The sequence below is a fragment of the Streptomyces sp. NPDC037054 genome (assembly GCF_055606745.1).
This window is the reverse complement of sequence record NZ_JBVJSJ010000012.1, coordinates 36,852-60,509: the sequence shown is the minus strand read 5'-3', so window position 1 is coordinate 60,509 and position 23,658 is coordinate 36,852. Positions and strand designations below refer to the sequence as shown.

Sequence of the window (23,658 nt, the reverse complement as noted above, 5' to 3'; positions counted from 1 at the left end):
GCACCCTCTGAAGGAGTGGAGATCATGAACTCAGCGGTGGAACGAGCCCTCGGTGGGCCCTTGGTCGTGGGCGTGGACGGTTCCGAGCCGAGCCTGCGGGCCGTCGACTGGGCGGCCGACGAGGCCGTGCTGCGCGGGGTGCCGTTGCGGGTGGTGTACGCCTGCCTGTGGGAGCGGTACGAGGGTGCCGCACTCGCCCGGGACATCGGCAAGCCGACCGCGCTGCCGTTGGCCCAGGACGTTGCCGGCGCCGCCGCCGAGCGGGCACGTGTCCGGCATCCTGACCTGGAGGTGACCGCGGACGTGGTGTTCGAGGAGCCGGAGTACGCCCTGGTGCGCGAGGGGCGGCACGCCTCGGCGCTGGTCGTGGGCACCCGCGGCCGCAGCGGCATCGCCGAGATGCTGCTCGGCTCCGTGAGCCTGGCCGTCGCCGCCCACGCTGACTGCCCGGTGATCGTGCTGCGCGGCAGCCACGACAACCGGGCGACGCCCCCGGTGCGCCGCCGCGTCGTCGTGGGCGTCGGCGAGGACGTGAAGGAGTCGGAAGCCGTCAGGTTCGCCGTCGAGGAGGCACGGCGACGCGGGGTGCCTCTGGAGGCCGTGCGGGCGTGGCGGTGCCCCGCGCATGAATCCACCGACCACCCGCTCATGTCCGGCGAACCCGCCCGCCTGCACGAGGAGCGGGCGGCCGAGGAACTGGAAGCGGCGTTGCAGGACGTCCCGGCGGACATCGATGTGCGCCGGCGTACCGTCGAGGGTCATGCCCGCCGGGTGCTCGTGGACGCCTCGCACGAGGCCGACCTGCTGGTCGTCGGTGGGCGGCGCCGCGAGGGGCATCTCGGGCTCCAGCTCGGCCGGGTCGCCCACACGGCCCTGCACCACTCCGCCTGCCCCGTCGCCGTCGTACCGCAGCAGGCGTGACGACGGCGACCGGCTCACAGACTCGCCGCGTGATCGGGGACGCAGGTCCGCAGATCGCGCGGCGGGCGCTCGTGGCCGGTCAACGGCCTGGCCGGCAGTCCGGGCACGGGCGGCGGCGCCCATCACCGCCCACGCCGACGACACCCATCGTCGAGGCCGCCCGCACCATGGCCCGGCACCAGGTGGAACGCCTGCCGGTGCTCGACGAGGCGGACCGGCTGGTGGGCATCGTCACCCGCCGCGACCTGCTCCAGGTGTTCCTCCGGCCTGACGGGGAGATCCGCGACGAGGTGAGCGAGGACGTACTGAGGCGCACCTTGTGGCTTCCGCCGCGCAGCATCGACGTGGCCGTTGTGCAGGACGTCGTCACACTCACCGGCCACATGGAACGCAAAAGCGAGACGGCGATCGCCCTGTCGATGATCGCGCGGATCGACGGCGTGGTCGGCGTGGTCGACAAGCTCTCCTACCGACTGGACGACACGCGCCTGCGCACCCAGGAGCAGGCGCTGCACGGCGTGGCCGACGACTGGCTGCGCAGGAAGTGAGAGGAGGCGTACCGCCATGACCGGCACCGTGTTGGTCACCTACGGAACCACGAACGGATCGACGGCGCAGATCGCCGAAACCATCGCCGACGTCCTGCGCAAGAGCGGGCTGACGGTCGAGGCCCTTCCGGCCCAGACCGTCGCGACGGTGGCGTCGTACGACGCGGTGGTGGTCGGCGGCGGACTGTACGCCGGGCGCTGGCAGAAGCACGCGCGCCGGTTCCTCCGCCGGCACCGCCACGACTTGGCCGAACGCCCGCTGTGGCTGTTCAGCAGCGGCCCGCTCGACGCCTCGGCCTCGGAGCGGGAGATCCCGGCCGTGCCCGGAGTGAAGAAGGCCATGGTCGAGGTCGACGCCAGGGATCACGTCACCTTCGGGGGCTGCCTGGAGGAGAGTGCGAAGGGATGGGTGGCACGGATGATCGTCCGCAATGGAAAGGGCGGGGACTTCCGCGACTTCACCGCGATCGAGACGTGGGCGTCACATGTCGCCGACGAGCTGACGCCCCCATAGGGCGGGCCGGAATGCTCCGCTCTATCCAGACCCCGGTGCCCGGCACCGGGGTCGCCGCATAGCCGTGCCTACGAGGGCACCACGGCTACGGGGCACGTGGCTCTCGCAACAAGGACCGAATCCCCCGCGTCTTCGAGCACCGGCACCTCAGGATGCCTCTTACGCCAGGACCGCAGTGGGACCGGGCCGCCTGGGAGGACCAGGAGGTGCAGGAGCTCGCCGATGCCAACCAGCCTTGCGCATGCCTGCAGGCGTGAACGGGCGGAACGGGTGGTGTCCGTACGGTGGGTGCGCGCTGGATGAGGACGTGCGCGATGCCGTCAGCACTGCGCCGCGATGCTGCAACGTTTTCTCGCGGGGCGGTTCACGACGGTGCGGCGTCCTCGCTGTGACGCGACGGGACAGGGGCCGGCTCAGAGGAGTGGCCGTGCGCGGAGATGTCGAACTCCACGTCCACGACCCCCTCGACGGCCCGGATGAGCCGTGCTGCCACGGGCACCAGGGACGCGTCCCGGATACGGCCGTTGAGCGTCACGACACCGTCCCGTACCGAGACGCGTGCGGCTGACGCCGGGGTGGGGAAGAGGTACGACATCACCTCGCGGCGGACCTCCTCCGCGATGTCCTCGTCCTCGCGGAGGAATACCTTCAGCAGGTCGGCGCGGCTGACGATGCCCTGCAGCATGCCCAGGTCGTCGACGACGGGCAGCCTCTTGACCTTCGCGTGCGCCATGGTCCGTGCGGCCTGGGCGAGCGTCGCGTTCGCGTGCACAGTGAGAGCCGGTGAGGTCATCAGCTCCCCTGCGGTCACCGCGCCGGCCTTCGCGAGGTCGGACAGGCGGCGCAGCTGGGTGTGCCGGTCGGGGTCGCTGTCGCGGAACTCCTCCTTGGGCAGCAGGTCGGCCTCGGACACCACCCCGACGACGCGGCCCTCGCCTTCCATGACGGGCAGGGCGCTGACCTTCCAGTCGTGCATCATGCGCACGATCTCCTTGAAGGAGGCGCCCCGGCCGATGGCGGCGACGGTCTGGGTCATGACGTCGCTGACGATGTGCGGGCTGCCGTGCATGACGCCTCCTTCGGCGCTGTCACTTCGATGCGGCGCGTTCACAGGAGGCTGCCGCTGCCGTAGGGGGCGTACAGGTCCAGCAGCCGGGTGCGGGACGAGCGCAGGCGGTGGGCGAGGACGTCCCCCACCCACTGGGCGACGCTCGCGCCGAGCGCGGGGTCGTCCCGGCACATCGAGCGGACTGCGGTGGCGTCGAACTCGTAGGCGCGCACCGGGCTGGTGGCCTCGGCGCCCAGATGCCAGCTGTGCGGGGCGAACAGCCAGGACCAGCCGAGGAGTTGGTTGTGGTCGAGGGTCTCGATGACGGCCGCGCGGCGGCCGGGCACGTGCATGTCGAGGGCGACGGTGCCGGTACGGATGATCCAGAACCGATCCGCCTTGCCGCCTTCCTCGAAGAGGCGGGTGCCCTGTGGGAACGACACCTCGCGGGCGAAAGACATCAATCGATGACGGTGCTCGGCCGGCAGTGCCTGCAGCATGCCTGCCGTGGCGGGAGCGTTCATGACGTGCCTCCAGTCAGGGCGTACGAACCTGCCATGTCCAGCGTGTTCCCGTGCCTGCTCCTGGGCGATGGGCCGCACGGCCCCATCGCCGGGCCGTCCGGTACCCAGCGAGAGCCCTTGGGCCCCTGGTCCGGGAACGGGCCGGGCGGTTCGATGAAGACGAGAGACAACCCGTTGGAAGGGGGTGCTCATTGTGGGTACGTCACTGACCCCGGAGTTCTGGAGGCTGTTCGCCGTCCTCCTGGTGATCTCCATGGCAATCACCTTCGTGCTCAGCGCCGCGCTCGACGCGCTGGCGCTACGGGCACAGCGGCGCCACACCCGGCGCCGGCCGACGGCCACGCGGATGCGCGAGGCGTCCCGCCGCCCCGTCCGGAGTCTGGTCCGGCACTGAGCCACAGAAGTACAAAGCGTAGCTCTCGCGCCGGGAACTCTGATTGCACACCATCAAGGCCGTGCTGGTCGCCACCCTGGATTCCTAATGGAGATGTCAAGGGGCGGCCGTGACGGGCGGTATGGGTTCGTAGCATCGTCCGTCACGCAGGAGGGCCCACAGGACGTTGACCCGTCGGCGGGCGAGTGCGAGCACGGCTTGGACATGCCGTTTGCCTTCGGCGCGCTTGCGGTCGTAGAAACGCCGGGACTCGTCGCAGCAGCGGATGCTGATCAACGCGGAGGTGTAGAAGACGCGTTGGAGGCGTCGGCTGTAGCGCTTGGGCCGGTACAGGTTGCCGCTGATCTTTCCCGAGTCCCGTGCAGCGGGGGCGACGCCCGCGAAGCCGGCGAGCCGGTCGGCGTTGTCGAAGGCGTCCATGTCGCCGCCGGTGGCAGCGAGGAACTCGGCGCCGAGCAGGGGACCGATGCCGGGCATGCTCGCGATCACTTCTGCGTGCCGGTGCCGGCGAAACCGGCCCTCGATGAGCTTGTCCGTCTCGGCGATCTTCTCGTTGAGGGCCATCACCTCCCGGGCGAGCGTGTGCACGACCTGGGCGGTGATCGTCTCCCCGGTGATGCTGGTGTGCTGGTTCTCAGCGGCCTGGACGGCCTTGGCCGCCAGCTGGTCGGCGCCGCGGACCTTGCGGTTGCGCAGCCAGGTGGCCAGCCGTCTGGCACCGGTGCGGCGGATGGCGGCGGGGGTCTGGTAGCCCGTCAGCAGTATCAGCGGGCCGGCGTTGCCAACGTCCAGTTCGCGTTCGAGGCCGGGGAAGATGCTGGTGAGGTGGCCTCGCAGCCGGTTGATGGCGCGGGTCTTGTCATCCGAGAGGTCGCGACGGCGGCCGGTGAGGACCTTGAGTTCGGTGACCAGTTCGTCGCCGGGCCGCAGGGCCATCAGATCGCGGCGGACACGGGCCTGGTCGGCGATGACCGCCGCGTCCTTCGCGTCGGTCTTGCCGTCGCCCCGGTAGCCCTCGGAGGCCCGGTTGACGGAGCGGCCGGGGATGTAGAGCAGGTGCTGCCCGTGGTTCAGCAGAATTTCGATGACGAGGGCGGCACCGCCGTCGGCCAGGTCGATGCCCCAGGCCGTCACTTCGCCCAGAGCGAGGACATCGGCCATGAGCTGGAGCAGTTCGGCCTCGTCGTTGGCCACTCTGCGGGACAGCAGCCGTTTGCCGGTGTCGTCGATCACCACAGTGTGGTGATGGGTCTTGCCGGCATCGATGCCGGCCCAGATCGCTGTCACTTGCCTCTCCACAGGTCGTACTCCTACCGGTACCACGGACGACCTCGCTGTCGAGTCCCTACAGAGCGATCAGTGCCGCAATTCCTAATGAGCAGCCGAGTCGTCGTGGGGGCCGGGCGGCGAATCCTGGGCAGCCACAGACGGCAGAGAACTGAAAGCCACACCCGGACCCCCTGGGTGAGCCAACCCTACGAATGGCTCGCTCATCCCGATCAACAAGGTAGGGAGGACTGAACCGTGCGCATCGTCATCGCCCTCGGCGGCAACGCCCTGCTGCGCCGGGGTGATCGCCCCGACGCGGCCGTGCAGCAGGCGAACATCGACCGCGTGGCCACCGCCATCGCCGCCCTCGCCCTCGAACACGAGATCGTCATCACCCACGGCAACGAGCCGCAGATCGGCCTGCTCGCCATGGAGAACGCGGCCGACCCGGTCCTGACCGCCCCCTTCCCTCTCGACCTGCTCGGCGCCCAGACCGAGGGGCTGATCGGCTCGCTGCTGGTCCGGGCCCTGCACGACACGCTTCCCGGACGCAAGATCGCCGCACTCGTCACTCACACCCTGGTACGACCCGACGATCCGGCCTTCACGCGGCCCAGCAAGCGTGTCGGCCCCGTCTATCCCCGGGACGTCGCCCGCACCCTCGCGCGAAGGCGCGGCTGGCACCTCGCCAAGGACGCCACCGGGTGGCGCCAGGTCGTCGCCTCACCCGCGCCCGAGGGGATCGTGGAGACCGAGACCATCCATGACCTGCTCACCTGCGGTGTGCTGGTCATCTGTGCCGGCGGCGGGGGCGTTCCCGTCACCGCCGACCACGACACCGGCGCGCTGACCGGCGTCGAGGCGGTCGTCGACAAGGACCTCACGGCCGCCCTGCTCGCCGAGGAACTCAAGGCCGACTTCCTATTGATTCTCACCGACGTGCCGAACGTCTACACCGACTACGGCACCCGACACCAGCAGTCCGTCCTCGACGTCACCCCCGACGATCTGCGGCGCGGCGGCTTCCCCGAGGACTCGATGGGCCCCAAGACGGAGGCCGCCGCCCGGTTCGTCGAACGCACAGGCGGTCTGGCCGCCATCGGCGCCCTCGACGCCGCGTACGAGATCGTCCACGGGCGGTCCGGGACCCTCGTACGCTCCGACCTGACCGTCGGCTGAGAGCCGACAGACGCTTCGAGCCCGACCGCTCTATGGCCTGGCCAGAAGGGGCGGGGCGCCGGAACGGTGCTGCCCCGCGACTTCACCGCAGGAGCGGTGGCGCACATCGCGCCGGACCTACGGGCCCCCTGGGGATGGAGCTGATCCGCCCGCCGAGCACATCGCCAGCGCACCGTGGCCAGTGATCCCATCAAGGGCAGTCGTCGTCGCGCAATTCGGACGGCCGCGCCCCGGCAGACGCGACTGCGGAGGCGAAACCGGCCGTGTGCTCGTACGGCCTGGCTGAGTTTCCGTGGCTCAGCGTGGATCACCCGGTCTTGTGTCCCCACTGCGGGCCGACCAGGTCCCACGCCGTTCCCCACTGCTCGATGCGCCGCCGATCGAGCCTCCACCGCGCGAGGGCTCAGCGCCGAAGGCGAGGCCGGCTAAGGCGAGCGCGGCCGCGGGTGGCCAGGACGCCGGCTTCGACGGCCGCTTCCGTGGAAGTCCGCGGCGCGACGGAGATCTCGCCCCGACCCTCCGTCCAGACGACGATCCTGGACCCGGCCTTCTGTCCGGTGTCCACCAGGGTCTTGTCGGTGTGGGCGGAGCCGTCGGGGTCTGTCCATCGGACTGGCGCGGTGATCTTGTCGCTGGTGGATCCGTCACCCACCACGTTCTGCGGGACGTCGGTGAGGAGGACAGCGCGTACGGAATACCGCTCGGCGCGCTGCCGGTCGAACACCTCGTCGGCGGCGTGGGCCGTCACCAGGCCGGTGACAGCCCGCGATGACCGCCCACACGGCCAGCATGATCCAGGCTTCGACGATGTCGTCGCGCCGTCGCAGCGGATTGTTCCGCCGGCCCCAGAGCCGCGTGTGCGTACGCCTGCTGCTGTCCATCGGTCTGCCCTTCGCCCGCGTGACGTTCACGACGGTGACAGTCGGGAGCGAGCACCGGCAGGGGCCGACCAGGCAGCGCGGGAGGGGCGACCGGGGGCCAATTCGCAGCCGATATCGGCCGTTCAGCTCGCGAGTAGCTGGAGGATGGCACGTCACGGCTGCGTTCCCGTACGCCGCTCGCGGTGAGGTGTGACCCGTCCGGGCCCGCAAGCGGGACCATCGGCCCCTCACCGAGGCGTGGCCGGGCACCCACGCTCGGAGAACAGCACCCCCGCCGACGCGTGAGGAGGGCATCATGCCCAGCACATCCCGGGAGGCCGTGATTCCGGAGACCTGCGTGTCGGCCGCGGTCGCCGCGCCCTCGATCCACAACTCACAGCCGTGGTCCTTCCGCCTGGATGCCGAGTCGGCCACGTTCGGGGTGCGCGCCGCGCCTGAACGCGGCCTGCCGCACACGGACCCGGCAGGTCGTGCCCTGCATCTCTCGGTGGGGGCGTGCCTGTTGAATCTCCGGGTCGCGATCGCGCACTCCGGATGGTCGCCGGTCGCGCGCCTGTTGCCATCCCCGGAAGACCCCAGCCTGCTCGCCCTGGTCCGCCTGGCAGGGGCAGTCGGCCGGCGCCCGACAGGTCACCGGGCCGACCTGTATGAGGCGATCTGGCGCAGGCACAGCAGCCGCCTCCCGTTCTCGGGGCGGCCGCTGCCACCGTATCTGCGCAACGAGCTCGGTGAAGCCGCCCGGGTGGAGGGCGCGCGGCTTTGGTTCCCCGACGCCGTCGAGACGGAGCGGCTGCTTCGCCTGACCGCGGAGGCCGAGCGTCGCAACCGCATCGATCCCGACCGTGCCACAGAGAGCAGCCGCTGGGTGCACCGAAACGACGTGGAGCCGGGCCGCGACGTGGGCCTGCCGCAGGCGGTGCTCGGCCCCCAGGACGCCCGCGAACACGTTCCCGTGCGGGACTTCACCGCGCAGCGGCACACCGAGCGGCTGGTCGCCCGACCCTTTGAGGTGGCACCCATCGTCGCTGTGCTGATCACCGAGCACGACCGCCGCGCCGACTGGCTGCGGGCCGGGCAGGCCCTCCAGCACGTGTGGCTCCTCGCCACGGCACATGGTCTGCAAGCCTCCCTGCTGCACCAGGCGCTGGAGTGGCCGGATCTGCGCCGTTCCCTGAGCCCGACGCCCGGTCGGACTGGCCAGATGCAGATGCTCATCCGCCTCGGATACGGCCCCAAAGGAGCTGCGAGCCCGCGACGCACCCCGCGCATGGCGCTCGATGACGTGCTGGCGGGTTGCTAGCCCATCCGCCCGGTCATCAACCCACAGCGACGGACTGCGGCGTACGGGCCAGGGCCGTGCCCGGGCCGGGGTGCAGCTCGAAGACGGCGGACATGGAATGAGAGAACAGGGCAAGGTGCGGCGCGCGTGGGGACGATCGGCCCTACCCGTCTGGTCCTGCAGGGCCCGTCAGGCGTGGCGAAGCAGCCGAGTATTCGGCGAACACGGCGGACAGGCCGGCCGTGCGGCCCATCGACCGTGGTGTTGCGCGGGTCGTTCTCCGTCCCGGCCGGGACCCATGGCCCCTCATCCTCTGGCCTCCTCCGGGGCAGGGTGGAAGACCGCAATGCCGCTGTACCAGGTGAGAGACGGGCTGGCTGATGGACCCCAATGACGGTTTCCGCGAACTCGGGCGGCAGGAGTGCCTGCGGCTGATGGCCAAGGCGCCCATCGGCCGCATCGTCTACACGCGCCACGCCCTGCCCGCCGTGCTGCCGGTCAACTTCACCCTTGACGGCGACGGCGCGATCCTGCTGCGTACCTCCGCAACCTCGGAACTGGTCCGCGCGATCGACGGCGCGGTGGTCGCCTTCGAATCCGACGACGTCGATGCGGCCCGCCACTCTGGCTGGAGCGTTGTCGTCACGGGCACGGCCACAGTGGTGACCGACCCGCCCGAGCATGAACGCCTGGCCCGCACCGGCCCGGTCTCCTGGGTGCCCGCGCCGCAGGAGGTCTTCGTCCGCATCGAGCCCGAGCTGGTCACCGGACGGGAACTCGTCGGCGGACGAACCCTGTACGGGGTGGATCTCCCCGCCTGAAGCTCTTCCTCCTTCTTCCCGTCATTTCTCGTCGGGCCGGGGCCGTACGACGCGCTGCCGGGTTCCCTCGGCCTCTGCCCGCAGTGTCCGCGGACGACGAGCATCTCCGTGGAGCCGCGGCGGAATCGACGCCCGGCCGGCCGGGCGTCGATCTTGTCACCGTCCTCGGTACCCAGGGGGTGAACACCCCGTGCATGGAGCAGAAGGGAACAGGACAATGACTGACCGTCATGTGGTGGTTGGAGTGGACGGTTCACTGGTCGCCGTACGGGCCTTGGACTGGGCCGCCGAGGAGGCGGTGCTCCGTGGCGCCGCGTTGCGCATCGTGTACGCCGTGGCCGACCGGGACGAGGCGGGGCCGGTTCTGGTATCGGCCGCCTCGCGGGTCCACGAGCGCCATGCCGGTCTGCCGGTGGAGGCCAGGGCTGTGGAGGGCGGCGCCGTGCGGGTGCTGGCACGGGAAAGCGAGGGCGCGACCCTCACCGTCGTGGGCACCCGGGGGTTCAGCGGTGTCTCCGGCCTGCTGGCCGGCTCCGTGAGCTGGCGCCTGGCCGCGCACATGCACGGTCCGCTGCTGGTCGTCCGCGGGGATCACCCTCGCGACGAGGGGCGCGAGGTGCTGCTCGGCCTGGAGAGCGACGCCGATGAGGCCGCGGCTGCCTTTGCCTACAGGAGGCGTCCCGGCGTGGGGTCCGGCTGCGTGTCGTGCACTCCGCGACACACCGGTACACCACACCGGAGCCGGCCTCGCTGGTTGCCGCGACGAGTCCTGGCCAGCAGCGACAGGCCCGACGCGACCGGGCGGAAGAAGCGGTGCCGCGCTTCAGTATCGCCCGGCTTCGGGAGGAGTACCCCGGGGCCGAGGTCGACAGCCGCACGGTCCGCACCGGCCCGGCCCACGCTCTCCTGACGGCTACCCGCGAGGCTGGCGTCGTGGTCATCGGCATGCACCGGCGCGCGGGCCGACCGGGCCCACCCCTGGGCCCGGTCGGGCATGTCCTTATGCATCACTCCCACTGTCCTGTGGTGCTGGTGGCGACGACCTGAAGACAGGCACAGCGGCACAGTGTATGGCCCGGTCGGCCCCTTTTGGGTACCCGCCTGGGCGGGTGAGTGTGGGGAGGTACCCGCGTGCACCTCCGACCGCCCCCCGACCCGGAAGGGACCCATGATGTCCGTCGACACGCAGCAGGCGTCCGCCCCGCTCACCGACGACGAGCTGAGGACGCTGGACGCCCACTGGCGCGCCGCGAACTACTTGTCCGTCGGCCAGATCTACCTCATGGCGAACCCCCTGCTGACCGAGCCGCTGCGCCCCGAGCACGTCAAACCGCGGCTGCTCGGCCACTGGGGTACCTCGCCCGGGCTGAACCTGGTGCACACCCACCTCAACCGCGTCATCAAAGCCCGCGGCCAAGACGCCCTGTGTATCTGGGGCCCTGGGCATGGCGGTCCCGCGGTGCTCGCCAACTCCTGGCTGGAGGGCAGCTACAGCGAGACGTATCCGGACGTGTCGCGCGATGCGGCCGGAATGGAGAGGCTGTTCCGTCAGTTCTCCTTCCCCGGCGGCGTGCCCAGCCACGTCGCCCCCGAGACACCCGGGTCGATCCACGAGGGAGGCGAGCTGGGCTACTCGCTCTCGCACGCCTACGGCGCCGCCCTGGACAACCCGAACCTGCTGGTCGCCTGCGTGATCGGCGACGGCGAGGCGGAGACGGGCCCGCTGGCCGCGTCCTGGCACTCCAACAAGTTCCTCGATCCCGTGCACGACGGCGCTGTCCTGCCGATCCTGCACCTGAACGGCTACAAGATCGCCAACCCGAGCGTGCTGGCCCGGCTGCCCGAGGCCGAACTTGACGAGCTGCTGCGGGGATACGGCCATTCGCCGATCCACGTCACCGGCGACGACCCGATGACGGTGCACCGTGCCATGGCCGCCGCGATGGACGACGCCCTGGACCGCATCGGCTTCCTCCAGCGCAGCGCGCGCGAGGACGGTGTGTCCGAGCGGTCGCACTGGCCGGTGATCGTGCTGCGCACGCCGAAGGGCTGGACCGGACCGGCCGAGGTCGACGGGCTGCCGGTGGAGGGCACGTGGCGCTCCCACCAGGTTCCGCTGTCCGCCGTACGGGACAACCCGGAGCACCTGCGGCAGCTGGAGTCATGGCTGCGCTCGTACAAGCCCGAAGAGCTCTTCGACGAGCAGGGCAGTCCCCGCGAGCAGGTGCTGGCCTGTATCCCCGACGGCATCCGCCGCCTGGGTGCTACCCCGCACGCCAATGGCGGGCTACTGCTGCGCGAACTGCCCATGCCCTCGCTGGAGCGGTACGCCGTCCCCGTCGACAAGCCCGGCGCGACCCTGCACGAGCCCACCCGCGTTCTCGGCGACGTGCTGGAACAGGTCATGCTGGCCACTGGCGGGAGCCGTGACTTCCGGATCGTGGGCCCGGACGAGACCGCCTCCAATCGGCTGCAGGCCGTCTTCGACGCGAGCGGCAAGGCGTGGCAGGCGCAGATGCTGCCGGTGGACGAGCATCTCGACCGGCACGGCCGGGTGATGGAGATCCTGTCCGAACACACCTGCCAGGGATGGCTGGAGGGCTATCTGCTGACCGGGCGGCATGGTCTGTTCTCCTGCTACGAGGCGTTCGTGCACATCGTCGACTCGATGGTCAACCAGCACATCAAGTGGCTGCGCACCACGCGCCGGCTGCCCTGGCGCGCCCCCATCGCCTCCCTGAACTACCTGCTGACCTCGCACGTCTGGCGCCAGGACCACAACGGCTTCTCGCACCAGGACCCCGGTTTCGTCGACCACGTCCTCAACAAGAGTCCCGAGGTCGTACGGGTCTACCTGCCGCCGGACGCCAACACCCTTCTCTCGGTGGCGGATCACGCGCTGCGCAGCCGCGACTACGTGAACGTGATCGTGGCCGGCAAGCAGCCGTGCTTCGACTGGCTGACCATGGAGCAGGCTAAGGTCCACTGTGCGCGGGGCGCCGGGATCTGGGAGTGGGCCGGCACGAAGAACGGCGAGCGGGAGCCGGACGTGGTGCTCGCGGCGGCCGGTGACGTCCCCACCCAGGAGGTGCTGGCCGCCGCGCAGCTGCTGCGCACCCATCTGCCGGAGCTGACGGTGCGGGTCGTGAACGTGGTCGACATCGCCCGGCTGCTGCCCGCCGAGGAACACCCGCACGGGATGAGCGACTTCGAGTACGACGGCCTGTTCACCGGTGACAAGCCGGTGCTCTTCGCCTACCACGGCTACCCGTGGCTGATCCACCGCCTGGCCTACCGCCGCACCGGCCACAAGAACCTGCACGTGCGGGGCTACAAGGAGATCGGTACCACGACCACGCCGTTCGACATGGTGGTCCGCAACGACCTGGACCGCTACCGACTGGTGATGGACGTCATCGACCGCGTCCCCGGCCTGGCCGTAAGGGCCGCCCCGGTACGGCAGTTGATGGAGGACACCCGGCTGCGCCACCACGAGTGGATCCGCGTCCACGGCACCGACCTGCCGGAGGTCGCCGACTGGTCCTGGGACGGCTGACCGATGCCAATGGGGCCCGGACAGGGGGCCGTTCGGCCCGGCGGTCCGGGCCCTGCAGCCCCTGCGACGGGCGTCGACGACGCGGGACATTGAAGGTGCGACGAGAGTCGCCCGACATCCTGCGCGTCATACCCCTCGAAAGGGATGAGCATCATGGCAGTGCACGACCACCCTCACCGTCATCCGGGATTCCGCTTCCCGTCCCTGCGCAGGACCGGGACGGCTCCCGCCGCCGGCGAGACGACCGCCACCGCGACGGCGACCCGCGCGTACGTGTTCGCCGGGCTCCGGCTCCTGACCGGGTTCGTCTTCCTGTGGGCATTCCTGGACAAGACCTTCGGCCTCGGTTACGCCACCGGCTCCGGCAAGGGCTGGATCGACGGCGGCTCGCCCACCAAGGGCTTCCTCGGCGGGGTCGCCGCCGGCCCGATGGAGTCCACCTTCCACGACTGGGCCGGGGCCGCCTGGGCGGACTGGCTGTTCATGCTCGGCCTGCTCGGCATCGGCCTCGCCCTCGTCTCCGGCATCGCGCTGCGGCTCGCCGCGGTCGCCGGCACCGCCATGATGGCGCTCATGTGGATCGCCGAGTGGCCGCCGGCCAAGCACCTGTCCGACGGCACGGCGAGCATGTCGACCAACCCGTTCGCCGACTACCACCTCATCTACGCCATCGTCCTGATCGCCCTGGCGGTCGCGGGCGCCGGTGCCACCTGGGGACCGGGCAAGGCGTGGGCGCGGCTACCGTTCGTCAGCCGCAACCGCTGGCTGCTCTGAGGGCCGCGCGCTCATCGGACCGGGGCACCTCCGCCGACGGGCGGAGGTGCCCCCGTCGCTCGTTCGCCGGCGGCCAGGCGAGGCCGGGGGCCCTGCCGGGCCCAACGGCCCGGCAGGGAGGGACCGATGGCCAGGCCCAGGTACTCCGACAGGCCCTCCTCGTGGGTATCGCCGGCGACGAGCATCAGAAGCGAAGAAGTTCCAGGTGCAGAGCGAGGGAGAGACCGGCGATGACGGCAACGGTGACCACTGGAGCCCGGGCGGCAACCGAGGCATGGCGAGGCTTCGCAGGCTTGCGCTGGCGCGACCGCATCGACGTTCGCGACTTCATCCAGGCCAACTACACGCCGTACGAGGGCGACTCGACGTTCCTGGTCGGTCCGACCCAGCGCACGCTGGCCGTCTGGCACAAGGTCGCTCGGCTGTTCCCCGAGGAGCGGCGCAAGGGAATCCTCGACGTCGACCCGGGCAACCCGTCCACCATCACCTCACACCGGCCGGGATACATCGACCGCGACCGGGAGCTGATCGTCGGCCTGCAGACCGATGCCCCGCTGCGGCGGGCCATCATGCCCAACGGTGGGCTCCGGATGGTCGAGAACAGTCTGAAGGCGTACGGCTACCGGGCCGACCCCTTCGTCACCCGCGTCTTCGGCACCTACCGCAAGACCCACAACGACGGTGTCTTCGACGCCTACACGCCCGAGATGCGCGCCGCCCGCAAGGCCGGGATCATCACCGGCCTGCCGGACGCCTACGGCCGCGGCCGGATCATCGGCGACTACCGGCGGGTCGCGCTGTACGGCACCGACCGGCTCATCGAGTCCAAGCAAGCCGAGCGCGCCCTGCTGGACACGCGGCTCTCCAGCCCGGACGTCATCCGCGACCGCGAGGAACTGGCCGAGCAGATAAAGGCGTTGGGCGAACTGACGCAGATGGCGGCCTCGTACGGCTGTGACGTCTCCCGCCCCGCCGTCACCGCCCACGAGGCCGTGCAGTGGCTCTACCTCGGCTTCCTGGCGGCGGTGAAGGAGCAGAACGGCGCCGCGATGTCGCTGGGCCGCACCTCCACGTTCCTGGACGTCTACGTGCAGCGCGACCTGGACGAGGGGACCCTCGACGAGACCCGCGCCCAGGAGCTGATCGACGACTTCGTGATCAAGCTGCGGATCGTACGGTTCCTGCGCACCCCTGAGTACGACGCGCTGTTCTCCGGCGACCCGACCTGGGTGACCGAGTCCATCGGCGGCATGGGAGGTGACGGGCGCACACTCGTCACCCGCACGTCCTTCCGCTTCCTGCAGACGCTCTACAACCTCGGCCCGGCCCCGGAGCCCAACCTGACCGTGCTGTGGTCGCCCCAACTGCCGTCCGGGTTCAAGGAGTTCTGCGCCCGGGTGTCCATCGACACCAGCGCCGTGCAGTACGAGTCCGACGACCTGATGCGCCCGCACACCGGCGACGACACCGCGATCGCCTGCTGCGTCTCCGCGATGACGGTGGGCCGGCAGATGCAGTTCTTCGGGGCCCGCGTCAACCTCGCCAAGGCGCTGCTGTACGCGATCAACGGCGGCCGGGACGAGATGACCGGCGAGCAGATCGCGCCCGAGGCGGCCGCGCTGGCCGGCGAGTACCTGGAGTACGGGGAGCTGTCGGCCGCGTACGACCGCATGCTGGACTGGCTGGCGGCCACGTACGTCAACACGCTCAACGTCATCCACTACATGCACGACAAGTACGCCTACGAGCGCATCGAGATGGCTCTGCACAACCACCCGGTGTACCGGTACATGGCCTGTGGGATCGCCGGCCTCTCGGTGGCCGCCGACAGCCTCTCCGCCGTCAAGTACGGCCGGGTGAGGGTGATCCGGGACGACACGGGCCTGGCTGTCGACTACGAGATCGAGGGCGACTTCCCGGCGTACGGCAACAACGACGACCGTGTCGACTCCATTGCCGTCGACCTCGTGAAGTCCTTCATGGCGAAGGTGCGCAAGCACCCCACCTACCGCAACGCCGAGCACACGCAGTCGGTGCTGACCATCACCTCCAACGTGGTGTACGGCAAGCACACGGGCAACACCCCCGACGGCCGGCGTGCCGGACAGCCCTTCGCCCCCGGCGCCAACCCCATGAACGGCCGTGACCGGCACGGAGTGGCCGCCTCCGCGCTGTCGGTGGCGAAGCTGCCGTACGAGGAGGCCCGGGACGGCATCTCGCTGACCACGACGATCACCCCGGAGGGGCTGGGGCACAACCCCGACGAGCGGTCGGGCCACCTGGTGGGCATCCTCGACGCCTACACGGCCTCGGGCGGCTTCCACATGAACGTCAACGTCCTGGACAGGGCGACGCTGGAGGACGCCATGGAACACCCGGAGAAGTACCCGGAGCTGACCATCCGCGTCTCCGGATACGCCGTCAACTTCGTCCGCCTGCCCCGCGAGCAGCAGCTCGACGTGATCAGCCGTACCTTCCACGGCTCGCTGTGAGCACCACGGTCGCACCGGTGACGGGCCGGATCCACTCCTGGGACCTGTCCACGGGAGTGGACGGTCCCGGAACCCGGTTCGTGCTGTTCCTCAGCGGCTGCCCACTGCGCTGCCTGTACTGCGCCAACCCCGACACCTGGCACATGCGCGACGGGAAACAGACCACCGTCGACGAGGTGATGGCCGAGATCGAGAGGTACCGGCCCTTCCTCACCGCCGCCGGCGGGGGAGTGACGCTCACCGGCGGCGAGGCCCTGCTGCAGCCCGCGTTCACGGCCTCGGTCTTCCGCCGCTGCCAGGAACTCGGTCTGCACACGGCCCTGGACACCTCCGGCTTCCTCGGCGCCCGCGCCACCGACGAGCTGCTCGCCGACACCGACGTGGTCCTGCTGGACATCAAGTCCTTCGACGTCCGGACCTACCGGAGGCTGACCGGCGGCGACCTTTCCCCGACCCTGAACTTCGCCACCCGCCTGGACCGGCTCGGCGTCCCGGTGTGGATTCGCTACGTCCTCGTGCCCGGCTGGACCGACGATCCGGCGGCCGTCGACGGCCTCGGCGGGTTCCTGTCCGGGCTGGGCAACGTCGACCGGGTGGACGTCCTGCCGTTCCACAAGCTCGGCGCCCACAAGTACGACGGGCTGGGCATCCCCTTCCCGCTGCGCGACACCCCCACGCCGGGTCCCGAGCTGACGGAGCGGGTGCGCGAGCAGTTCCGGGAGCACGGCCTGCGAGCGCTCTGACGTGCTGAGGGCCCGGGACCGCGTGACCGGTCTGCTGCTCGTGCTCAGTACACGGAGGCCGGCCACGTGCAGGCCACGGCCACGATGACGCCCACGTCCAACAGCACGCCGACACTGAGCCACGGGTCGAACCAGATCGCCTTGAGGACGAGCCCACTTGCGGCCCCGACCAGAGCTGCGGTGGGCCACCAGCTGCTGCCCGCCAGCGCCCCGGCACCGGTGACCGTGTAGACGACGGCCGTGTACCAGGCCATCGCCACGGCGATGGCCTGGCCGGCGCGGGGGAGACGTGGCTGCCTCACGCAGCGGTGACGCCTATTCTGATCAGCTCTTCGTCGGTCAGCCCAGGGGGAGCCGGGCGACGACGTACTCGGTGAGGTCAAGGAGCCGGTTGGTGTAGCCCCACTCATTGTGGTACCAGCCGAACACCTTCACCAGGTTCCCGTGGACCTGGGTGAGCGGGGCGTCGAAGACGCAGGAAGCGGGGTCACCGACGACGTCGCGGGAGACGATCGGGGCGTCGGACACCCGCAGGATTCCCTTCAGCGGCCCGTCGGCGGCCTCCCGGAAGGCGGCGTTGATCTCGTCGACCGTCACCTCCCGGTCGAGTACGAGGGTCAGGTCGGTCAGGGAGCCGTCCTCGACGGGGACGCGGACCGCGAGGCCGTCGAGGGTGCCAGCCAGCTCCGGCAGGACCAGGCCCACGGCACGGGCCGCTCCGGTGCTGGTCGGGATGATGTTCACCGCGGCGGTGCGGCCCCGCCGCAGGTCCTTGTGCGGGCCGTCCAGGACGACCTGGTCGTTGGTGTAGCCGTGGATGGTGGTCATCAGGCCCTTGTCGATGCCGAAGGCGTCGTCGAGGACCTTCACCATCGGTGCCACGCAGTTGGTGGTGCACGAGGCGTTCGAGACGACGTGGTCGCTGTCCGGGTCGTAGGTGCCCTCGTTGACGCCCATGACGATGGTGGCGTCAACTCCCTTGCCCGGCACGGACAGCAGCACCTTACGGGCGCCGCCCTTCAGATGCAGCCCGGCGTCCTCACGGCTGCGGAAGCGTCCGGTGGACTCGATGACGACGTCCACACCGAGGCCGGCCCAGTCCAGGGCGGCGGGGTCGCGTTCGGCGGTCACGGCGATGCGGTGGCCGTCGACCGTGATCGAGGTGTCGTCGTGCTCGACCGTGCGGCGCAGCCTGCCGTACGTCGAGTCGTACTCCAGCAGATGGGCGAGCCCCGCCGGTGAGGTGAGGTCGTTGACCGCCACCACCTCGACCGGCGTGCCGGCCGCTGTCTCCGCGCGCTCCAGCACGAGCCGCAGGTAGTTGCGCCCGATGCGGCCGAAGCCGTTGATTCCCACGCGCACGCCCATGTCCGTCGTCCTCCCGATCGATCCGCTTCCGTGTCGCTGCCAGCCTGCTGGCCGGGGACGGGATCGTGCTTGGGCCGGACGGGGGCGAGGCGGGAGGACGTTCGGCCCAGCGGCTCGCCGCGGGCTTCAGTGCCCTTGCGGCTTGGCCCGGTCCTGGGCCTGGGTGGCGATGACCGCGGCCTGGATGCGCCGCTCCACGCCGAGCTTGGCCAACAGCCGGGAGATGTGGTTCTTCACCGTCTTCTCCGCGAGGAAGAGCCGCTGGCCGATCTGGCGGTTGGTCAGCCCCTCGCCGATCAGGGCCAGGATCTCCCGCTCCCGGTCCGTCAGACCGGGCAGGGCGTCGGGCTCGGGTTCAGGCTCCTGGCCCTGGCGCAGCCGGGCCATCAGCCTGGCGGTGGCGCTGGGGTCGAGCAGGGACTGGCCGGCGGCGACTGTCCGGACGGCCGAGACAAGGTCCGAGCCCTTGATCTGCTTCAGGACGTACCCGGACGCCCCCGCCATGATCGAGTCCAGCAGGGCTTCCTCGTCGTCGAACGAGGTCAGCATCAGACAGACCAACTCCGGCATCTGCGAGCGCAGCTCCCGGCACACGGACACGCCGTCGCCATCGGGCAGGCGGACATCGAGCACCGCCACCTGCGGGCGCAGCGCGGGCACGCGCACCAGGGCCTGCTCGACAGTGGCGGCCTCGCCGACGACGGTGATGTCCGGCTCGTCGTTCAGCAGGTCGTGCACCCCGCGCCGTACCACCTCGTGGTCGTCCAGCAGGAAGACCCGGATCGGGTTGTCGGGGCCGGGCTGCGCGCCGTCCGCCATGGATGCTCCTTGTTCTGGACTGTCTGAATCCTGCACCGGACCATCGCCCACGGGGTGTAACCGGTGCTTGCCTATCGCAGATCTTGCGCGATCCGGGGTCAAAGGGCCAGGGCCGGTCGGCCCTACTGACCTCAGCGCCCCGCCCTTTCCCGGGTAATCGGATCGTCTACCCGGACCGGCAGCGGCCGAACAAGGATCTGGTCGGCCCGCTCAAACCACGGTGCGAGCATCATCTTCAGCTCCCGCTCAACCCGCGTTGCCGGTCTGGGATACGCCTCGGATGTCATACCGACGGCCGCGAGAAGCGGGGACTTTGGGTGGTCGGCCACGCCGTGCGCCGTCCCGCGTTTCCCGGCCCCGCACGGCCGGGCGCAATGGCGTCAGATCAGCAGGAGGCATCCCGCGTCAGCGAGCCCGGTCCGGATCAAGGTCCGTCTCCGAGTTGCTCGGGGCCGATCGGCCCCACCCTCAGGGACGTCCAGGACCTGCCGCTTTGGCGGGACGGAGTCGACGCTGGAATCGCCCCACACCGAGAGAGCTCGAGGAGCATGTGATGAAGGCAGCAGTCGTCCGGTCCTTCGGCCAGCCGCTGGTGATCGAGGAACGGCCTGACCCGGAGCCCGGCCCCGGCCAGATCCGCATCCGCGTGGAGGCGTCCGGGCTGTGCCACACCGACATCCACGCCGCGCACGGCGACTGGCCCGTCAAGCCCACCCCGCCCTTCATTCCCGGCCATGAGGGCGTCGGCATCGTCGAGGCACTCGGCGACGGAGTGACCCACCTGGAGACCGGGCAGCGGGTGGCCGTGCCCTGGCTGGGCTGGGCCTGCGGACGGTGCGAGCACTGCCTGTCCGGCTGGGAGACTCTGTGCGAGCAGCAGATCAACACCGGCTACGGCTGCGACGGCGGGTACGCCGAGAAGATGCTCGCCCCGGCCGATTTCGCCGCTGTGGTCCCTGATGGCATCGACCCGCGCGACGCCGCCCCGCTGACCTGCGCCGGCGTGACCACGTACAAGGCCCTCAAGGTCGCCGGTGTCCGTCCCACCCAGCTGGTGGCGATCTCCGGCATCGGCGGACTCGGCCACCTGGCCGTGCAGTACGCGAAGATCGCCGGCGCCACCGTCGCCGCGATCGACGTCACCGACGACAAACTCGACCTCGCCCGCGAACTCGGCGCCGACATCCTCATCGACGCCCGCAAGGAGGACCCGGCGAAGGTCCTCAAGCAGCACGGCGGTGCGCACGCCGCCATCGCGCTGGCCGTCAACGAGCAGGCGTTCGCCTCCGTCTACGGCGGGCTGCGGCGCGGCGGCAAACTGGTCATGGTCGCCCTGCCCGCCGGCGGAACCATCCAGGTGCCGATCTTCGACTCCGTCCTGAACGGCACCTCCGTCATCGGCTCCATCGTCGGCACCCGCCAGGACCTCGCCGAAGTGTTCCAGCTCCACGCCGCCGGACGCACCAAGGTCATCTACGAAACCCGGCCGCTGGACACCGTCAACGAGTCCATCGCCGAAGTCCTGGACGGACAGATCAAGGCACGCATCGTCTTCGAGATGTGACCGCCGGAACCACACGACCGCCGCCGTAGCCGCGGCCGCTTGCGACCCACCGTACGGCGCGCCGGCGGTCGCCCCTCGTCCGCGAAGACACGGAGACTTGACACCATGCAGAAGCTCTCACTCGACGCACTGGCCCGCGAGCACCTGGAACGCGCCACGGCCGCCTCCACCGGACGCAGCGCCGCCACCGTCTACGGCGGCCACGAACACGTCCTGCGCCAGACCGTTCTGGCGCTGACCGCCGGCACCGCCCTCGCCGAGCACGAGAGTCCCGGCGAGGCGACCCTGCTGGTGCTGCGCGGGCGTGTACGGCTCACCAGCGGCGACACCTCCTGGGAGGGCCGGACCGGTGACCTGATCACCATCCCCGAAGCCCGCCACAGCCTGCAGGCCGTCGAAGACGCGGCGGTGCTGCTCACCGTCGCCAAGCACGGCTGACGCCCGAACCGCCGACAACGCCCCCGCGACGCACGAGCTCGTCGCGCGACCGAGCCGCTCAGCGCCGGCGGTTCCGGGCCGGCGACAGGGGTGTCTTCACTACGGGCGAGTAGCTGGTTGAGTGCCTGGTGAGGATGCGGCGGTGTGCCTGGGGAGGTCAGCGCCGCATCCTCGTGGATCCAGCTGCATGGGCGGTTCAGGTGCGGTCACCCGGCTGGTGCGGGGGTAAGAAGCAGCTGGGCTCTCCGCAGCAGTGTGGTGAGTTGGGCCCGCCCCTTGACCGGACAGACCCAAGTCGTGAAACGGTCGCCGCCCTTCGCCAGGCCGCCTACGCTGACCGGCGCGGTGGGGCCGGTCAGCGTCGGCGGCCCCAGTGGCGCCATCCCGCAACACTGACAGGTCACGGGTGGCGTGGCCCGATGGCTGCGGTAGCGGCCGGCTCCTGTTGTTCGGCTCTGGCCAGCACCGTGTAGAGGGAGGCGATCGAGGGATTCTGGCCGGTGTTCTCGCCCGTCTTGACGTACAGCTTCTTAACGATCTAAGGAAGAGGATGCCCTGATTCTTGAGGGCGAGGACGAGCGCCAAGGTGAGCGAGTCATCGTTGATCCTCCGAGCGCCCGCCGTGGTTGCCGTTGCTCGCGGCGGCGACCTGCCGTTCCAGGAGGCTTCTCACGGACGTAGTAGCGGTCCTGCTGGGCGGCGACGGCGAGCACGGCGAAGAACATCGCCCCCATCCCGTTGTGGTCGAAGATTCCGGTGAGCGGGCCAGAGGAAATCGAGCTGGACACCGGCCGGCTGGAGCTGGTGGACAGTGTCATCAACGCAGCCGAGTCGCGCGCCAGGCGCTTGAGCTCGTGGACAGGCTTCCACGGTCGTCCGGACCCGCGGTCCTCGGGGATGCGGGACGTCGAATTCCTCGCGCAGGGCGGGGACAAGGATGAAGCGGGCGGTGTGGCACTTCGTCGTGGTCTTCCCGCCGCGGGTGCGCGGGCTCCCCTTCGAGGCTTCACACGCGGTCGCGGGTGCCGGCCCAGACCCTGCGGCCGCAGCAGTGCAATGCGAGTAGCCGCGTTCCAACCGTCGGAGCGTGACACCGCCGGTACGTCCCGTTCACGGCCATTGTCATGACCTCCGTTCCATCCGCCCCGAGGTTCTGGGGCAGTTCGGTCCTCGACCCAGGGACGCTCGGCCCCTGCCCCCACTCCCGCATGGGAAGGAAGCTGAAATAGCACCAGGGGCTGGCTCCCCGGGACGGTCCGACAGGATGACGTCGACCACTACGGCCGAGCAAGCCCGTGAGCTCCGGCCCCGGTGCCCATCGCGGAGCCACGCCGATCCTGGCGCAACGCTCGGCCGCACTCCGCCGGGGAGACGACGCACAAGGAAGAAAGTGGGCGTGATGACGCACATCGTTGGTGACGTGATGACCCGCGAGGTCATCGAAGCCCGCCGGGAGACGCCGCTGAAGGATCTGGCCCGGCTGCTGGACCGGCACCGGATCAGCGGGCTGCCCGTGGTCGACCACGACGACAAGGTCCTGGGCGTGATCTCCGAGACCGACCTGATCCGCCGCCAGGCGGCCCAGTCCGCCGACCCTTCTGTGCGGCGGTTCCGCGTGCCGGCACTGCGACGCTCCGTCCGCCGCGCGGCCGCCGTCGCCCGGGCCACCACCGCGGAGGACCTGATGACATCGCCCGCGATCACGGTGCACCCCGAACAGCGGGTCGCGGACGCCGCGCGCGTGATGGAACGCCACGGCGTCGAACGCCTCCCGGTCGTGGACGAGGAGGACCGGCTGATCGGCATCGCCACCCGCCGCGACCTGCTGCGCGTCTTCCTGCGCACCGACGAGGAGATCCGCCGGGAAGTCATCGCCGAGGTGTTCACCCGCGCCATGCGCCTGCCGCCCGACACCGTGACCGCGTCCGTGCGGGACGGCATGGTCACGCTGGAAGGGCGCCTGGAGCGCCACAGCGACATTCCGTCGGCAATCCAGCTGACGTACCGGATCGACGGTGTGGTCGGCGTCGTCAACAGCCTGAGGGCGGCGACGGCGACGGCCGGACCCCGACTCCGCTGAGGCCGGGCAGGAAGAGCCATCACGTCGGCTGACCCTCTGCGCAGGGGCCGGATCGGAGAGTCGTAGTCGAAAGGCTGATCGGTACGCGATCAGCCAGCACGGAGTCCTACCGTCTCGCCCACACCAACGCACGGACCGAACGCGCGGCGGCCAGCTGATCCCCGGCCACACGAGAAGGACGGGCGGCTCCTGAGGTGTCGGTGCCATGACGTCTGGAGCCGCCCGTCACCCGGCCGGTTCAGCCGGAGCAGCCCCTGCCGTGATCACCGGGAAGCATGGCGGGGCCACCGACACAACACCTGCACGGTGTCGTGTCGCCCGGTCAACGCATGAGCATCAGCAAGGACACGCATCCGGCACCAGCGGGTTGACACCGGCAGCCACTGCCACCATAGGTGAAGAGGTATTCCGGTATTCCTCAACAAGTATTGGCCGACCGGGCCGGA

Annotated in this window: 20 protein-coding genes and 2 pseudogenes; 15 read left to right on the top strand and 7 right to left on the bottom strand. The window is 70.3% G+C overall.

Annotation, left to right across the window (positions count from 1 at the left end):
- The first annotated feature begins 24 nt into the window (after positions 1-24).
- The 3 genes and pseudogenes from ACZ7D7_RS26085 to ACZ7D7_RS26075 all read left to right on the top strand — a co-directional run bounded on the left by ACZ7D7_RS26085 (position 25) and on the right by ACZ7D7_RS26075 (position 1,983).
- Positions 25-921, top strand: a complete 897-nt coding sequence (locus ACZ7D7_RS26085; RefSeq protein WP_470827358.1) for a universal stress protein — start codon at positions 25-27, stop codon at positions 919-921.
- Positions 893-1,469 (top strand): annotated as a pseudogene (locus tag ACZ7D7_RS26080) (BON domain-containing protein); the annotation flags it as partial. The gene ACZ7D7_RS26085 and the pseudogene ACZ7D7_RS26080, both read left to right, overlap by 29 nt.
- A 16-nt stretch (positions 1,470-1,485) precedes the next feature.
- Positions 1,486-1,983: a flavodoxin domain-containing protein gene (locus ACZ7D7_RS26075; RefSeq protein ID WP_470827356.1), complete on the top strand. Its 498-nt coding sequence runs from the start codon at positions 1,486-1,488 to the stop codon at positions 1,981-1,983.
- Between the two features lie 364 nt (positions 1,984-2,347).
- On the opposite strand, the gene ACZ7D7_RS26070 is transcribed toward ACZ7D7_RS26075, so the two are convergent.
- Together ACZ7D7_RS26070 and ACZ7D7_RS26065 are read right to left on the bottom strand one after the other, a co-directional pair.
- Positions 2,348-3,052: a CBS domain-containing protein gene (locus tag ACZ7D7_RS26070; RefSeq protein WP_470827355.1), complete on the bottom strand. Its 705-nt coding sequence runs from the start codon at positions 3,050-3,052 to the stop codon at positions 2,348-2,350.
- 38 nt (positions 3,053-3,090) lie between these two features.
- Entirely contained in the window at positions 3,091-3,555 is a 465-nt protein-coding gene (locus tag ACZ7D7_RS26065) for a Crp/Fnr family transcriptional regulator (RefSeq protein WP_470827354.1), read from the bottom strand.
- Positions 3,556-3,748: 193 nt separating this feature from the next.
- Here ACZ7D7_RS26065 and ACZ7D7_RS26060 point away from each other — a divergent pair, with 193 nt between their 5' ends.
- Complete coding sequence (locus ACZ7D7_RS26060) at positions 3,749-3,949, top strand: hypothetical protein (protein ID WP_470827352.1); 201 nt, start codon at positions 3,749-3,751, stop codon at positions 3,947-3,949.
- Positions 3,950-4,045: 96 nt separating this feature from the next.
- Here ACZ7D7_RS26060 and ACZ7D7_RS26055 read toward each other — a convergent pair whose 3' ends face one another.
- A complete protein-coding gene (locus ACZ7D7_RS26055) occupies positions 4,046-5,236 on the bottom strand; it encodes an IS110 family RNA-guided transposase (protein WP_470827351.1) in 1,191 nt (396 codons plus the stop codon).
- A 237-nt stretch (positions 5,237-5,473) separates the two neighbouring features.
- Here ACZ7D7_RS26055 and ACZ7D7_RS26050 point away from each other — a divergent pair, with 237 nt between their 5' ends.
- On the top strand, positions 5,474-6,397 hold the full coding sequence (locus tag ACZ7D7_RS26050; RefSeq protein WP_470827349.1) for a carbamate kinase: 924 nt from the start codon (positions 5,474-5,476) through the stop codon (positions 6,395-6,397).
- 403 nt (positions 6,398-6,800) lie between these two features.
- On the opposite strand, the gene ACZ7D7_RS26045 is transcribed toward ACZ7D7_RS26050, so the two are convergent.
- Complete coding sequence (locus tag ACZ7D7_RS26045; RefSeq protein ID WP_470827348.1) at positions 6,801-7,145, bottom strand: hypothetical protein; 345 nt, start codon at positions 7,143-7,145, stop codon at positions 6,801-6,803.
- A gap of 428 nt (positions 7,146-7,573) precedes the next feature.
- On the opposite strand from ACZ7D7_RS26045, the gene ACZ7D7_RS26040 reads away from it, so the two are divergent.
- The 7 genes and pseudogenes from ACZ7D7_RS26040 (at position 7,574) to pflA (ending at position 16,943) form a co-directional block, all read left to right on the top strand.
- Positions 7,574-8,578: an Acg family FMN-binding oxidoreductase gene (locus ACZ7D7_RS26040; protein ID WP_470827347.1), complete on the top strand. Its 1,005-nt coding sequence runs from the start codon at positions 7,574-7,576 to the stop codon at positions 8,576-8,578.
- A gap of 359 nt (positions 8,579-8,937) precedes the next feature.
- Positions 8,938-9,378: a pyridoxamine 5'-phosphate oxidase family protein gene (locus tag ACZ7D7_RS26035; RefSeq protein ID WP_470827346.1), complete on the top strand. Its 441-nt coding sequence runs from the start codon at positions 8,938-8,940 to the stop codon at positions 9,376-9,378.
- A gap of 217 nt (positions 9,379-9,595) precedes the next feature.
- Positions 9,596-10,425 (top strand): annotated as a pseudogene (locus tag ACZ7D7_RS26030) (universal stress protein).
- 124 nt (positions 10,426-10,549) lie between these two features.
- The gene (locus ACZ7D7_RS26025) at positions 10,550-12,934 is read left to right on the top strand and encodes a phosphoketolase family protein (protein WP_470827623.1); all 2,385 of its coding nucleotides are present in this window, start codon (positions 10,550-10,552) and stop codon (positions 12,932-12,934) included.
- 153 nt (positions 12,935-13,087) lie between these two features.
- Positions 13,088-13,708: a hypothetical protein gene (locus tag ACZ7D7_RS26020; protein ID WP_470827345.1), complete on the top strand. Its 621-nt coding sequence runs from the start codon at positions 13,088-13,090 to the stop codon at positions 13,706-13,708.
- Positions 13,709-13,938: 230 nt separating this feature from the next.
- A complete protein-coding gene (gene pflB / locus ACZ7D7_RS26015; protein WP_470827344.1) occupies positions 13,939-16,200 on the top strand; it encodes a formate C-acetyltransferase in 2,262 nt (753 codons plus the stop codon).
- Complete coding sequence (gene pflA, locus ACZ7D7_RS26010) at positions 16,197-16,943, top strand: pyruvate formate-lyase-activating protein (RefSeq protein ID WP_470827343.1); 747 nt, start codon at positions 16,197-16,199, stop codon at positions 16,941-16,943. Before pflB ends, pflA begins: the two co-directional genes overlap by 4 nt.
- 44 nt (positions 16,944-16,987) lie before the next feature.
- Here pflA and ACZ7D7_RS26005 read toward each other — a convergent pair whose 3' ends face one another.
- The 3 genes from ACZ7D7_RS26005 to ACZ7D7_RS25995 all read right to left on the bottom strand — a co-directional run bounded on the left by ACZ7D7_RS26005 (position 16,988) and on the right by ACZ7D7_RS25995 (position 19,130).
- On the bottom strand, positions 16,988-17,245 hold the full coding sequence (locus ACZ7D7_RS26005) for a hypothetical protein (protein WP_470827342.1): 258 nt from the start codon (positions 17,243-17,245) through the stop codon (positions 16,988-16,990).
- 37 nt (positions 17,246-17,282) lie between these two features.
- Entirely contained in the window at positions 17,283-18,311 is a 1,029-nt protein-coding gene (gene gap, locus ACZ7D7_RS26000; protein WP_470827341.1) for a type I glyceraldehyde-3-phosphate dehydrogenase, read from the bottom strand.
- A 126-nt stretch (positions 18,312-18,437) separates the two neighbouring features.
- Positions 18,438-19,130, bottom strand: a complete 693-nt coding sequence (locus ACZ7D7_RS25995) for a response regulator (protein WP_470827339.1) — start codon at positions 19,128-19,130, stop codon at positions 18,438-18,440.
- A gap of 553 nt (positions 19,131-19,683) precedes the next feature.
- Here ACZ7D7_RS25995 and adhP point away from each other — a divergent pair.
- The 3 genes from adhP to ACZ7D7_RS25980 all read left to right on the top strand — a co-directional run bounded on the left by adhP (position 19,684) and on the right by ACZ7D7_RS25980 (position 23,212).
- Complete coding sequence (gene adhP / locus ACZ7D7_RS25990) at positions 19,684-20,694, top strand: alcohol dehydrogenase AdhP (protein WP_470827338.1); 1,011 nt, start codon at positions 19,684-19,686, stop codon at positions 20,692-20,694.
- Positions 20,695-20,799: 105 nt separating this feature from the next.
- Positions 20,800-21,132 (top strand): cupin domain-containing protein, encoded by a 333-nt coding sequence (locus ACZ7D7_RS25985; RefSeq protein WP_470827336.1) that lies wholly within the window; start codon positions 20,800-20,802, stop codon positions 21,130-21,132.
- Between the two features lie 1,399 nt (positions 21,133-22,531).
- Complete coding sequence (locus ACZ7D7_RS25980) at positions 22,532-23,212, top strand: CBS domain-containing protein (protein ID WP_470827335.1); 681 nt, start codon at positions 22,532-22,534, stop codon at positions 23,210-23,212.
- Positions 23,213-23,658: the final 446 nt, after the last annotated feature.

Bases quoted from the DNA above. Each gene is read 5' to 3' on its own strand.
- ACZ7D7_RS26035 (WP_470827346.1), top strand. From the start codon at position 8,938: ATGGACCCCAATGACGGTTTCCGCGAACTCGGGCGGCAGGAGTGCCTG.
- ACZ7D7_RS26025 (WP_470827623.1), top strand. From the start codon at position 10,550: ATGTCCGTCGACACGCAGCAGGCGTCCGCCCCGCTCACCGACGACGAG.
- ACZ7D7_RS26075 (WP_470827356.1), top strand. From the start codon at position 1,486: ATGACCGGCACCGTGTTGGTCACCTACGGAACCACGAACGGATCGACG.
- ACZ7D7_RS25985 (WP_470827336.1), top strand. From the start codon at position 20,800: ATGCAGAAGCTCTCACTCGACGCACTGGCCCGCGAGCACCTGGAACGC.
- ACZ7D7_RS26085 (WP_470827358.1), top strand. From the start codon at position 25: ATGAACTCAGCGGTGGAACGAGCCCTCGGTGGGCCCTTGGTCGTGGGC.
- ACZ7D7_RS26070 (WP_470827355.1), bottom strand. From the start codon at position 3,052: ATGCACGGCAGCCCGCACATCGTCAGCGACGTCATGACCCAGACCGTC.
- gap (WP_470827341.1), bottom strand. From the start codon at position 18,311: ATGGGCGTGCGCGTGGGAATCAACGGCTTCGGCCGCATCGGGCGCAAC.
- pflB (WP_470827344.1), top strand. From the start codon at position 13,939: ATGACGGCAACGGTGACCACTGGAGCCCGGGCGGCAACCGAGGCATGG.
- adhP (WP_470827338.1), top strand. From the start codon at position 19,684: ATGAAGGCAGCAGTCGTCCGGTCCTTCGGCCAGCCGCTGGTGATCGAG.
- ACZ7D7_RS26065 (WP_470827354.1), bottom strand. From the start codon at position 3,555: ATGAACGCTCCCGCCACGGCAGGCATGCTGCAGGCACTGCCGGCCGAG.
- ACZ7D7_RS25995 (WP_470827339.1), bottom strand. From the start codon at position 19,130: ATGGCGGACGGCGCGCAGCCCGGCCCCGACAACCCGATCCGGGTCTTC.
- ACZ7D7_RS25980 (WP_470827335.1), top strand. From the start codon at position 22,532: ATGACGCACATCGTTGGTGACGTGATGACCCGCGAGGTCATCGAAGCC.
- ACZ7D7_RS26020 (WP_470827345.1), top strand. From the start codon at position 13,088: ATGGCAGTGCACGACCACCCTCACCGTCATCCGGGATTCCGCTTCCCG.
- ACZ7D7_RS26040 (WP_470827347.1), top strand. From the start codon at position 7,574: ATGCCCAGCACATCCCGGGAGGCCGTGATTCCGGAGACCTGCGTGTCG.